General features: G+C 68.0%; 11 protein-coding genes and 1 pseudogene. 4 read left to right on the top strand and 8 right to left on the bottom strand.

Annotated features, from left to right (window positions below):
• Nucleotides 1-88 precede the first annotated feature (88 nt).
• Nucleotides 89-493 carry a hypothetical protein gene (locus ABOZ73_RS12180; RefSeq protein WP_369058413.1) on the top strand — a complete coding sequence of 135 codons (405 nt, stop codon included), beginning with the start codon at nt 89-91 and terminating at the stop codon, nt 491-493.
• A gap of 3 nt (nt 494-496) precedes the next feature.
• Here the strand turns inward: ABOZ73_RS12180 and ABOZ73_RS12175 are convergent, their stop codons facing one another.
• From ABOZ73_RS12175 to modA, 4 genes and pseudogenes are all read right to left on the bottom strand, one after another.
• Entirely contained in the window at nt 497-1282 is a 786-nt protein-coding gene (locus ABOZ73_RS12175) for an SDR family oxidoreductase (protein WP_369058412.1), read from the bottom strand.
• A 40-nt stretch (nt 1283-1322) separates the two neighbouring features.
• Nucleotides 1323-1607 carry a 4a-hydroxytetrahydrobiopterin dehydratase gene (locus tag ABOZ73_RS12170; protein ID WP_369058411.1) on the bottom strand — a complete coding sequence of 95 codons (285 nt, stop codon included), beginning with the start codon at nt 1605-1607 and terminating at the stop codon, nt 1323-1325.
• Complete coding sequence (locus ABOZ73_RS12165) at nt 1604-2257, bottom strand: HAD-IA family hydrolase (protein ID WP_369058410.1); 654 nt, start codon at nt 2255-2257, stop codon at nt 1604-1606. Before ABOZ73_RS12165 ends, ABOZ73_RS12170 begins: the two co-directional genes overlap by 4 nt.
• Nucleotides 2258-2291: 34 nt before the next feature.
• Nucleotides 2292-2938: pseudogene (gene modA, locus ABOZ73_RS12160) on the bottom strand (molybdate ABC transporter substrate-binding protein).
• A gap of 241 nt (nt 2939-3179) precedes the next feature.
• On the opposite strand from modA, the gene ABOZ73_RS12155 reads away from it, so the two are divergent.
• Nucleotides 3180-5246, top strand: a complete 2067-nt coding sequence (locus ABOZ73_RS12155; RefSeq protein WP_369058409.1) for an AsmA family protein — start codon at nt 3180-3182, stop codon at nt 5244-5246.
• On the opposite strand, the gene ABOZ73_RS12150 is transcribed toward ABOZ73_RS12155, so the two are convergent.
• Nucleotides 5243-6109 (bottom strand): oxygenase MpaB family protein, encoded by an 867-nt coding sequence (locus ABOZ73_RS12150; RefSeq protein ID WP_369058408.1) that lies wholly within the window; start codon nt 6107-6109, stop codon nt 5243-5245. The two genes, ABOZ73_RS12155 and ABOZ73_RS12150, sit on opposite strands and share 4 nt — an antisense overlap.
• A gap of 105 nt (nt 6110-6214) precedes the next feature.
• Between ABOZ73_RS12150 and ABOZ73_RS12145 the strand changes: the two genes are divergently transcribed.
• Nucleotides 6215-7156 (top strand): ABC transporter ATP-binding protein, encoded by a 942-nt coding sequence (locus tag ABOZ73_RS12145; protein ID WP_369062533.1) that lies wholly within the window; start codon nt 6215-6217, stop codon nt 7154-7156.
• Complete coding sequence (locus tag ABOZ73_RS12140; protein ID WP_369058407.1) at nt 7153-7914, top strand: ABC transporter permease; 762 nt, start codon at nt 7153-7155, stop codon at nt 7912-7914. Before ABOZ73_RS12145 ends, ABOZ73_RS12140 begins: the two co-directional genes overlap by 4 nt.
• Before the next feature lie 287 nt (nt 7915-8201).
• On the opposite strand, the gene ABOZ73_RS12135 is transcribed toward ABOZ73_RS12140, so the two are convergent.
• The 3 genes from ABOZ73_RS12135 to ABOZ73_RS12125 all read right to left on the bottom strand — a co-directional run bounded on the left by ABOZ73_RS12135 (nt 8202) and on the right by ABOZ73_RS12125 (nt 11131).
• Nucleotides 8202-9128: a phosphoribosylaminoimidazolesuccinocarboxamide synthase gene (locus ABOZ73_RS12135; protein ID WP_369058406.1), complete on the bottom strand. Its 927-nt coding sequence runs from the start codon at nt 9126-9128 to the stop codon at nt 8202-8204.
• Between the two features lie 180 nt (nt 9129-9308).
• Nucleotides 9309-9758, bottom strand: coding sequence for a dimethylsulfonioproprionate lyase family protein (locus tag ABOZ73_RS12130; RefSeq protein WP_369058405.1), 450 nt, complete (start codon nt 9756-9758; stop codon nt 9309-9311).
• Nucleotides 9755-11131 carry a Gfo/Idh/MocA family protein gene (locus tag ABOZ73_RS12125; protein ID WP_369058404.1) on the bottom strand — a complete coding sequence of 459 codons (1377 nt, stop codon included), beginning with the start codon at nt 11129-11131 and terminating at the stop codon, nt 9755-9757. Before ABOZ73_RS12125 ends, ABOZ73_RS12130 begins: the two co-directional genes overlap by 4 nt.
• Nucleotides 11132-11144: the final 13 nt, after the last annotated feature.

Below are 11144 nucleotides of genomic sequence, written 5' to 3'. Positions count from 1 at the left end.
GACGGCGTTGCGGCGAGTCTCGGCTGAGTCCCGCCGGCTGTCACGGCGCATCAACCCTGCGTCAACCCGCGTAGGGCATCCTGCGGGGATGAACCGCCGCCTGCTTTCCCTGCTGCTCGCGCTGAGCCTCGCCCTGCCCGGCGCCGCCCTGGCGTCTGGCGGCGGCAAGGAGAAGAAGGGCAATTCAAACAGCCCCATCGTCGATATCGACCCGGTGTCCATCAGCGTCCGCCGGCCCACCGGCCGCTGGGCGGTGATGACCATCGAAGCGGACCTGAACGTCCCGGCCGAGGCCCTGCGCCAGAAGGCCCAGCTTTCGGTCCCGCGCCTTCGCGCCGCCTATACGGACGTGCTGGCCCGCTATGCGCATGGCTCCAGCTCGGAGCGTCCCCCGAACCTCGACCTGATCGCCAGCCAGCTTCAGAAGGCCACGGACAAGATCCTGGGCGCAAACGGCGCCCAGGTGATGCTGGGCGGCGTCATCCTCCAGTAGGGATCACATGGCCGAGATGCCGCCATCCAGCTTGAGCTCCGCCCCGGTCATGAACCTGCTCTCGTCCGACGCCAGGTAGAGTACGGCGTTAGCGATGTCGTTCGGCTCGCCGATGCGGCCCAGGGGGATCTGGCGGGCCAGCTTGGACTCCGCCTCCTCCTTGCCGATCATCTGGCGGATGTTGTCGAGGATCGGGGTGTCGATGAAGGTCGGGTGGATCGAGTTGGACCGGATATCCAGCTTCTGCTTGGCGCAGTGCAGGGCGATGTTCTTGGACAGCAGCCAGACCGCCGCCTTGGAGGCGTTGTAGGACGGGCCGTTGTGGTTGGCGATCAGGCCGGCGATCGACGACAGGTTCACGATCGAGCCGGGCTGGTTATGGCGCATGTACTTCAGGGCGTGCTTGGCGCCGAGGAAGACGGAGTCGACATTGATCGCCATCACCTGCTTCCAGGTGTCGTAGGACAGCTCCTCGATATTGCGGTCCCGGCTGACCCCGGCGTTATTGACCAGCACCGAAATGCCGCCCATGGCCGCGTCGGCCTCTTCTAGGGCGTAGATCCACTGATCTTCTTGGGTGACGTCCAGCTTGAAGGCGAAGGCGGTTCCCGCGCCGTGGGCGGCGTTGATCTCGTCCGCGACGCTTTGCGCGCCGGCCAGGTTGATGTCGGCCAGGGAGACCTTGGCCCCCTCCTCCGCCAAACGGCGGGCGGCGGCGGCGCCCAGACCCTGGGCGGCTCCGGTGATGAAGGCCTTCTTGCCGGCGACGCGCCCTGATTTCTGGGTCATTGGGGCTTCCTCCTAATTTTCAAACAACAGTTTGAATGAGCTAGGCGGCCGCGTCCATGATCTTTGCGAGCACGACATCGCGTTCGCTGACCCCATCCACGTCGTGGGTGGTCAGGATCACCTCGACCCGGTTGTAGACATTGAACCATTCGGGGTGATGATCGAGCTTCTCCGCCGCGATGGCGATACGGGCCATGAAGCCGAAGGCCTGGCCGAAATCCTTGAAGGTGAAGGTCTTGGCGATGGCGTCGCGGTGTTCCGACGCCGACCAGCCGTGGCCTTCCAGTTGGGCGAGGGCCGCATGGGCCCCGATACGCTTGGTCATGAGCTTTCCTTGAAATTCAGGCCGGTGGCGGCGGACAGGTCGGCGAGCGCCTGGGCCTCGCCCGTCACCTTGATGGCGGTCATGCCGAGCGCCGCGGCCGGTTTGCAGTTGATCCCCAGGTCGTCGAGATAGACGCAGGCCGCCGGCTCCACGCGCAGCAGCTCGCACATCATTTCGTAGATGCGCGGGTCCGGCTTTCGCAAGCCGACCTTGGAGCTTTCGATCACCGCGTCGAACAGCTCCATGATCCCGGCGACCTTGGCCGCCTTCTCTGTCGTTCCCGACATCCCCGCCCCATGGCCGGTGATGACGTTGTTGGTGATGCAGCCGACCTTGAACGCCGCCTTGCAGGCCTTCAGCGCCGCGACCATGCCGGCCCGCACGTCGCCGGACAGCAGGGGCAGCACGTCGCCGCCGCGCACCGGGTGGCCCAGGGCCGTCGACTCCTCCAGGAACTTGGCGTCAAAGGCCGCGGCGTCGATCTCGCTGCGCTCGAACAGCGCCCAGGCGTTGGCGTCGGGATTGGTGGCGTTGACCTGGCGCAGCAGGCCAGCGGGCAGGCCGCGCTCGGCCTCATAGCGCGTGAACGCCTCGAACGGCGACGAGGTGATCACCCCGCCAAAATCGAAGATCACCGCCTTCACCGCCATACGCTTCCCGTCCGTTTCTGATTTGCGCGGGACGCTAGAGCGGATTGAAACCCGCGTCACGGAAGATCGCCTTGGCCTGCGCCCCCTGCAGAAAGCGCAGGAACGCCGCCGCCTGCGGATTCTTCGTCCCCGTCACGGCCGCCGCCGGATAGACGATCTTCTCGTGGCTGGAGGCGGGGAACACCGCCACGGTCCGCACCTTCGGCTCGGCCTTGGCGTCGGTGGCGTAGACGATCCCCAGCGGCGCCTCCCCCGCGCCACATAGGCCAGGGCCGCGCGGACGTCGGCCGCCGGCGCGGTCTTGCCCGCGACGCTGTCCCAAACGCCCAGGGAGCCCAGGGCGGCGCGGCTGTAGCGGCCGGCCGGCACGGCGGGATCGGCCAGGGCCAGGCGGCCCGAACCCAGGGTCTGGGCCAGGGGGAAGCCCTTGCGGATCGTCAGCCTGGTCGTCGATCCAGCCGGCGCGATCAGCACCAGGGTGTTGCCCAGCAGGGTCTTGCGCGTCGCCGCCTGGATCAGGCGGCGCTCGGCCAGCCAGTCCATCCATTCAGCGTCCGCCGTGACCACCACGTCGGCGGGTGCGCCCTGCTCGATCTGGCGGGCGATGGCGTTGGAGCCGGCGAAGCTGAAGTTCATCGGCGTCCCCGTGCTCCTGGTGAAGGCGGCGCCGGCGGCGGTCATGGATTCCCGAAGCGAGGCGGCGGCGAACACCTTCACCGGCTCGGCGGCCAAGACAGGCCCACTCAGGACAGCGAAGGCGAAAGCCACAAGCAGCGGCAGACGAAGAAACATGAGACCTCCACGGACGGCCCAGAAGTATAGCCGACGCCGCGTCCCGACGTCGCCCGCCCGCAAACTGAAGCTTGGCGGGAACACTTCACCACGCTCCGCGCGTTCTTGACGGAACGACCGGAGCGCCGCCTTGGACCAGACCCCCGACAGACCGCAGCCGCAACACCGCCGCAAGCGTTGGGCGCTCGCCCCGCTTAGCGGCCTGTCGAAGACCGCCCGCTGGGGTATCGGCGGGGCTCTGGCGATCCTGGTCGCGGTGATCGTGTTCCTGTTCATCTTCGACTGGAACTGGCTGCGCGGGCCGGTGTCGAAGTTCGCCTCCGCTCAGCTTCAGCGCGACGTGCGGATCGAGGGGAACCTGCGCGTCCACCCCTGGTCCCTGTCGCCCCGCGCCAGCATCGAGGGCCTGCGCATCGGGCAGCCCAATTGGGCGCCGTCCGGCCACATGGCGCGGGTCGAGCGGATCGCCGTGCAGGTTAAGCTCCTGCCTCTGTTCAAGGGCGACGTGATCCTGCCCCTGCTGGCGGTGGAGAAGCCGGACGTCATCCTGCTGCGCGAACAGTCGGGCCGCGCCAACTGGACCTTCGGCGACCCCAACAAGCCCAAGGGCAAGCCGCTGAAGCTGCCGGCCATCCAGCACTTCATCATCGACGACGGCCAGCTGCGCTATGACGACGCCCAGAAGGGCCTCAGCTTCCGCGGCGTTGTCAGCTCCAACGAGCACGCCGCGGGCGCCGAGCGCGGGCGTTTCCGCCTGGAAGGCAAGGGCGAGCTCAACCGCGCGCCGTTCCTGGCGCTGGTCACCGGCGGCGCGCTGCTGAACGTGTCGCCTGACCGTCCCTATCCGTTCGACGCCGACGTGCGGGCCGGCACGACCCGCATCCTGGCCAAGGGCTCGATCAACAAGCCCTTCGACCTGGGCCGCCTCGGCGCCGACCTGACCATCTCCGGCCAGGACCTGAACAACCTCTACTACCTGACGGGCCTGGCCCTGCCGAATACGCCGCCCTACCGCGTCTCCGGCCGGCTGGAGCGCAAAGGCACGCTGTACGACGTGGCTGATCTGAACGGCCGCATCGGCGACAGCGACATCGGCGGCCAGCTGTCGGTTGAGACCGGCCGCGAGCGCCCGCTGCTGACCGCCGACCTGCGGTCGCGTCGCCTGGACTTCGACGACCTGGGCAGCCTGCTGGGCGGCGCGCCGGCCACCGGCGGCGGCGAAACCGCCTCCGCCCCCCAGAAGGCGGTCGCGGGCGAACTCAAGGCCCAGCGCCGCCTGCTGCCGGACTCCACCCTGCAGGTCGAGCGCATCCGCGCCATGGACGCCAAGGTCCGCTACCGCGCCCTGGCGGTGAACGCCCCGAACCTGCCCCTGCGCCGGGTGTCCCTGGACCTGACACTGGACGATGGGGTCCTGACCATGGACCCGCTGTCCTTCGACTTCTCGCGCGGGCGGCTGACCAGCCAGATCAAGCTGGACGCCACCGGCAAGACCCCGCGCACCGACGCCGACGTGCGCCTGACCAACGCCGCCCTACAGGACTTCATCCCGATCCAGACCGGCGGCCAGCCGGCCATCGAGGGGGCCATGGCCGCCCGCGCCAAGCTGACCGGCTACGGCAATTCGGTGCACCGCGCCGCCAGCAGCGCCAACGGCTCTGTCACCATGGTCGTGCCGCGCGGCAAGATCCGCCAGGCCTTCGCCGAGCTGCTGGGGGTCAACGCCAGCAAGGGCCTGCTCCTACTGCTGTCCAAGAGCAACAAGGAGACCGACGTCCGCTGCGCCGTGGCCGACTTCAAGGTCACCGACGGCGTCCTACGCGCCAACACCATCGTCTTCGACACCGGCGTGGTCCTGGCCAAGGGAACCGGCACGGTCGACCTGGAGACCGAACGCATGGCCTTCCGCATCGAGGGCGACAGCAAGAAGCCACGCCTGGTGCGCCTGTTCCTGCCGATCACCGTCGAGGGCCCGCTGATGCAGCCCAAGGTCGGGGTGGAGGCGGGCGCCGCCGTGGCGCAGGGCGGGGTCGCCGCCGCCCTGGGCGCCCTGCTGTCGCCTTTGGCCGCCCTGCTCCCCTTCGTCGATCCGGGGCTGGAGAAGGACGCCGACTGCCAGGGCCTGGTCGCCGCCGCCCGCGGCAAGGGCGCGCCCCTGACCAGCGTCTCGGCGCGGACGGCGCCCAACAAGGACTAGAGGGCCGCCGCTCGGCGGCGGGCCCGCGCCTCGGCTCCGTCGCGAAGGGCCCAGCGCAGGGTCGCGCCCATACCGCGCACGGCGAGCCCGATGGCCGGCCGCCTGTGCGGCGGGACCCGCAGGCCGTGCAGCCGCCCCGCCCAGTCCGGCAGCAGGTCGGCGGCCGCCTCGAAAAACAGCCGGGCGACCGACGCGGCGGCGGCGTTCGGCGCAGGGTGGTCGCGCAGGATCCGTACCACCTCCGCCGTCCGCGCGTCGGCGCGCAGCTGCGGCCGCAGGCGCCGCAGATAGGTCTCCACCTCCGCCCGGCTACGCGGCACATCCGTGGCGCCCAGCCGTTCGGCGAGCACCGCCACCTCGGTGTAGTAGCGGTCCTGCTCCGCCCCCGATAGCCCCGGATCGCGATGGCGCACATAGGCCCGCAGGAAGCTGCTCACCTCCGCCACATGCACCCAGGTCAGCAGGTCGGGATCGTTGGCGCTGTAGACCCCGCCGCCGGGAACCTCACCCGCCACCCGGTCGTGGATCGACCGCACCTTGTCGATCAGCCCCGTGGCCCGCGCGGAGGAGCCGTAGGTGGTCCCCGCTACGAACTGGGCCGTGCGGCGCAGGCGGCCGGCCATGTCCTGGCGGAAGTTGGAGTGGTCCCACACCCCCGCCAGCGCCCCGGGATGCAGCATCTGCAGCAGCAGGGCCGAGATGCCGCCGAGCATCATACTGGTGAAGTCCCCATGCACCCGCCAGCAGACCGAGTCCGGCCCGAACAGCCCTACGTCGTCGCCGGGGTCCTGCAGGTCGGCGGCCGGGCCGGTGCCCATCAGCTGGCGCACCTGGTCGGCGATGGCGTTGCGGAGGTCTTTCATGGCGATGCGGAGTATCGGCGGCCGGCTCGAGGATCGAAAGCGAAGATCGGGGCTAGGCGAACGCGTCTGACGTCACCATGTTGCCGCCACGCTGGGCGCGCTGGCATCAAAGGGGGCGGTTTGGAACCGATCATTTCCGTTTCGGGTTTGTCGAAGACCTACGCCTCGGGACACTCTGCGCTGAAGGGCGTCGACCTTGAGATCCGCAAGGGCGAGATCTTCGCGCTGCTGGGGCCGAACGGCGCCGGCAAGACCACGCTGATCAGCACCATCTGCGGCATCGTCAACCCCAGCCAGGGGACCATCCGCGCCGCCGGCCATGACGTGGTGCGCGACTACCGCGCCGCCCGCAAGACCATCGGCCTGGTGCCGCAGGAGCTGACCACCGACGCCTTCGAGACCGTCTGGGCCACCGTCCGCTTCAGCCGCGGTCTGTTCGGCAAACCGGCCAACGACGCCCTAATCGAGAAGATCCTTCGCGACCTCTCCCTGTGGGACAAGAAGGACAGCAAGATCATGGCCTTGTCCGGCGGCATGAAGCGCCGAGTGATGATCGCCAAGGCCCTCAGCCACGAGCCCGATATCCTATTCCTGGACGAGCCCACCGCCGGCGTCGACGTGGAGCTGCGCCAGGACATGTGGGCAATGGTGCGGGGCCTGCGCGAAAGCGGCGTGACCATCATCTTGACCACCCACTACATCGAGGAGGCCGAGGAGATGGCCGACCGCATCGGAGTGATCCGCAAGGGCGAGATCATTCTGGTCGAGGACAAGCACGTCCTGATGCGCAAGCTGGGCAAGAAACAGCTGACCCTGCACCTGCAGTCGCCCTTGGCCGCCATCCCCGCCGACCTGGCCGACCACCACCTGTCTCTGTCCGAGGACGGCCTGGACCTGACGTACACCTTCGACGCCCAGGGCGAGGACACCGGCATCGCCGCCCTGCTTCGCCGCCTGGCCGGCCACGGCATCGACTTCAAGGACCTGCGCACCGAGGAAAGCTCCCTGGAGGAGATCTTTGTCAGCCTGGTGAGGGGCCAGCAATGAACATCCAAGCCATCAAGGCCATCTACCGTTTCGAGATGGCGCGCTGGTTCCGCACCCTGGGCCAGAGCCTGCTGTCGCCGGTGATCTCCACCTCGCTCTACTTCGTGGTCTTCGGCTCGGCCATCGGCAGCCGCATGCAGTCCATCGACGGGATCAGCTACGGCGCCTTTATCGTGCCCGGCCTGATCATGCTGTCCCTGCTGACGGAAAGCATCTCCAACGCCTCGTTCGGCATCTACATGCCCAAATGGGCCGGTACGATCTACGAGCTGCTGTCCGCCCCCGTCTCGTGGATCGAGACGGTAATCGGCTATGTAGGCGCGGCGGCCAGCAAGTCGATAATGCTGGGCTTGGTCATTCTGGCCACCGCCCGCCTGTTCGTGCCGTTCGAGATCGCCCACCCGTTCTGGATGATCGGCTTCCTGGTCCTGACAGCGGTGACCTTCAGCCTCTTCGGCTTCATCATCGGCCTGTGGGCCGACGGCTTTGAGAAGCTGCAGATCGTGCCCATGCTGATCGTCACGCCCCTGACCTTCCTCGGCGGCAGCTTCTACTCGATCAACATGCTGCCCGAGGTCTGGCGCAACATCACCCTGTTCAACCCCGTCGTCTATCTGGTCAGCGGATTCCGCTGGAGCTTCTACGGCGTGTCAGATGTGGGCATCCAGATCAGCTTCATGGCCACCTTGGGCTTCATGGCCCTTTGCCTGGCGGTGATCTACGTGGTGTTCCGGACGGGGTGGCGGCTTAAGAACTGAGGGGAGGACAAGGATGGCGGGTGCGTAGAAGCGTTCTGCTGACGACTTTTCGACAACGACTAAGGACCTGCCGCCTCCAACCGGCCATCCGGCCATTTAGCGAAGGCGAGTGAGGCGTCGGCAAGCCCACCGTCGGTCAGCAGCACTGCGCTCCTGAGATCAGCCTCAACTAACTTAGCCTGTTTCACAACTGGAGGGCCGGGCGAAGGCCGCGGGTCAGCTCTCCTGATTGGATCGCGTATTCCCGTAAGAGGCTTACTGAGCCACTACCCCATTTCTTTAACCCGTTACCCAAACCGCCCCGTATCCAGCGGCTTCCCGGTCACCCGCTCGAACGCCTCCAGATAGCGCGCGCTCATCGCCTGGATGACCGCTTCCGGCAGGGCGGGGGCCGGGGCTTCGCCGTCCCAGCGGCCGGCCTTGCGCTCAGCGTCCAGGTAGTCGCGCAGGGGCTGCTTGTCGAAGCTCGGCTGCGGGCCGCCGGGGGCGTAGACGTCCGCCGGCCAGAACCGCGAACTGTCCGGGGTCGCCACCTCGTCGATCAGGATGATCTCGCCGTCGGCGTTCCTGCCGAACTCGAACTTGGTGTCTGCGATGATCACGCCGCGCGCGGCGGCCACGTCGCGCACCCGGCCATAGACGGCGCGGGACAGGCGCTCCAGTTCCGCCGTCTCCTCGACGCCGAGGGCGGAGGCCATCTGGGCGATGGTGACGTTCTCGTCGTGGCCGGTCTCGGCCTTGGTGGCGGGGCTGAAGATCGGCGGATCGAGGCGGTCGCTCTCGACCAGGCCGGCCGGCAGGGCCTCGCCGGCCAGGGTGCCCTGGGCCGAATACTCCTTCCAGGCGGAGCCGGAGATATAGCCGCGCACCACGCATTCGAAGGGCACCACCGAGGTGCGCTTGCACAGCATGGCGCGGCCGTTGATCTGGTCGCGCTGGCTGGCCAGGGCCGGGACGGCGGCGATGATCTCGTCGGCGTCGGCGGTGATCAGATGGTGATCGACCACATCCTTCAGCTGACCGAACCACCAGGCGCTGATCTGGGTCAGGACCACGCCCTTGAACGGCACCGGCTCGGCCATGACCACGTCGAAGGCGCTGACCCGATCCGACGCCACCAGCAGCAGCCGGTCGGCGTCCACCGCATAGACGTCCCGCACCTTGCCCCGCGCGATCAGCGGCAGGTTCAGGTCGCTGTGCGTCATCGCGGTCATGGCGGGGCTCCGGCGGCGGAAGGATGATGCGGGGGCTATAGCGGCCGGGGCTCGCTGCGCCTAGAGCGTGGTTGCGTGCTTGGACTGGCCGATGCGCGAGCGCTCAGCATGACGATGCTGGGTGCGTCTGCTGAATTCGCCATCCTGAGCCCGTCGAAGGACACAGGGCCTCTGACGCCCCTACTTCCCGACCTTCCAGTTGATCACATGATAAACCGCCGCCTCATCCCCCACATTGCGCAGCGCATGGGGCGAGTTGGACGCGTTGAACACCACCCCGCCCGGGCCGACGCGCTTCCACTCGCCGCCATTCAGGACCTCCACCGTCCCCTGCTTGATGATCACCAGCTCCTCGTTGGGATGAGTGTGCGGCGGGTGGGAATTGGCCCCGGGACGCAGGGTGGTCACGTGCATCTCCAGCTCGTCCAGGGTCGCGGTCGGCGCCCGGGTCAGCTGGGCGTAGGCGCCGACGTCGGTGCCCCCGTGCTTCATCGTCTCCCAGGTGAAGACGGCAGGGCCCAGGATCGCGGGATTGGGCGCCTGGGCGACCGCCACGGCGGCCAGGCTGACGCCGGCGGCGATGACCGCCACGGTGATGTCGCGCCCCTTGATATTGAAGTGCGTGATCATGCGGCCTCCGAGAAGCTATGGCCCTTGCGTTGCGGGCGGCTGAGCAGGGCGTTCGCCTCGTCGTCGCCGATGAAGCGCTCGGCCTTGGGGTCCCATTTCAGGGGCCGGTTCAGCTTCATGGCCGCGTGGTGCAGCAGGCAGGCGGAGCAGGCGCGATGTCCGATCTCCACCGGCGCGGCCGGCGGCTTGCGGGTGCGGATGGAGTCCAGCCAGTTCCCGTGCTGCTCCTCGCTGCGATAGAGGCGCACTTCGTTCGAGCCGATGACGCTGGTCAGGATCTTCGGATCGCTGGCGGTCAGGCCCTTGGCCGCGCCCGCCGCCGGGTCGCTGGCCGTGACCCCGCCGTCGCGCGTGACGAAGATCCAGCCCTTGGTCCCGATGAACTTCACCCCGTTGGGGAAGTCGCCGCTGATGTCCATGGTCACGCCGTTGGCGTAGCGGGCGTGGGTCAGGAACTTGCCATGCACGTTCCAAAGGCCGCTCTTGGGAAACTCGGCAGAGCCCCAGATCTCCACCGGCCCGGATTGCTCCATGTCCATGCCCCAGTGGGCGGTGTCCACGTGGTGCGCGCCCCAGCCGGTGATCATGCCGGCTCCGAACTGCTCGCAGCGCAGCCAGCCCGGACGGTCGAACGACGTCTGCGGATGGACCCGCATCTCGGTGTAATAGGCTTCCGGCGTCGAGCCGAGCCAGGCGTCGTAGTCCAGGTTCGGCGGCACCGGCATTTGCGGCGCCTCGGGGCCGGACGGATCGCCCGGCAGCCCGACCTCCACATGCTTCAACTCGCCGATCCGGCCGTTGCGGACCAGCTCGCAGGCCCGGTGGAACTGCGGCCAGGGGTTCAGGGAGCGCTGCTGCGAGCCAATCTGGACGATGCGGTCGGTGGCCGCCACCGCGTCGGACAGGTATCGCCCCTCGGCGATGGTCAGGGCGGCGGGCTTCTGCAGATAGACGTCCTTACCGGCCCGCACCGCGTGGACGGTGGGGATAGCGTGCTGGTGGTCCGGCGTGGCGATGATCACCGCGTCGATGTCCTTGGACGCCAGCAGCTCGCGATAGTCGCCATAGCCGAGCGCCCCGTTCCAGGGGCGGCCTAGCTTCTTGGAATAGGTCTCGTTGACCAGGACCTTGCCCGCCTCGACGCGCTTGGAGTCGACATCGCAGACCGCCATGACCTGGGCGTGGTCGTACTTCCAGGTCTCGGGCATGTCGTGGATGCGGGCGATGCGGCCGACGCCGATCACCCCGACATTAATGCGGTTGGACGCGGCGTTCTTGCCGAACACCGTAGACGGAACGATGGCTGGAAAACCGAGCGCCGCGGCGCCCAGGCCCTGTAACAGAAGTCTCCGTTGTCGCTGTTCTCCAGTCACCGAAATCTCCGTG

The sequence above is a fragment of the Caulobacter sp. 73W genome, assembly GCF_041021955.1.
Classification (GTDB): Bacteria; Pseudomonadota; Alphaproteobacteria; order Caulobacterales; family Caulobacteraceae; genus Caulobacter.
The sequence above is the reverse complement of the archived record's forward strand: the minus strand, read 5'-3'. Positions and strand labels throughout refer to the sequence as shown.

Bases quoted from the DNA above. Each gene is read 5' to 3' on its own strand.
- ABOZ73_RS12135 (WP_369058406.1), bottom strand. From the start codon at position 9,128: ATGACCGCGATGACGCACAGCGACCTGAACCTGCCGCTGATCGCGCGG.
- ABOZ73_RS12180 (WP_369058413.1), top strand. From the start codon at position 89: ATGAACCGCCGCCTGCTTTCCCTGCTGCTCGCGCTGAGCCTCGCCCTG.
- ABOZ73_RS12165 (WP_369058410.1), bottom strand. From the start codon at position 2,257: ATGGCGGTGAAGGCGGTGATCTTCGATTTTGGCGGGGTGATCACCTCG.
- ABOZ73_RS12175 (WP_369058412.1), bottom strand. From the start codon at position 1,282: ATGACCCAGAAATCAGGGCGCGTCGCCGGCAAGAAGGCCTTCATCACC.
- ABOZ73_RS12140 (WP_369058407.1), top strand. From the start codon at position 7,153: ATGAACATCCAAGCCATCAAGGCCATCTACCGTTTCGAGATGGCGCGC.
- ABOZ73_RS12130 (WP_369058405.1), bottom strand. From the start codon at position 9,758: ATGATCACGCACTTCAATATCAAGGGGCGCGACATCACCGTGGCGGTC.
- ABOZ73_RS12170 (WP_369058411.1), bottom strand. From the start codon at position 1,607: ATGACCAAGCGTATCGGGGCCCATGCGGCCCTCGCCCAACTGGAAGGC.
- ABOZ73_RS12150 (WP_369058408.1), bottom strand. From the start codon at position 6,109: ATGAAAGACCTCCGCAACGCCATCGCCGACCAGGTGCGCCAGCTGATG.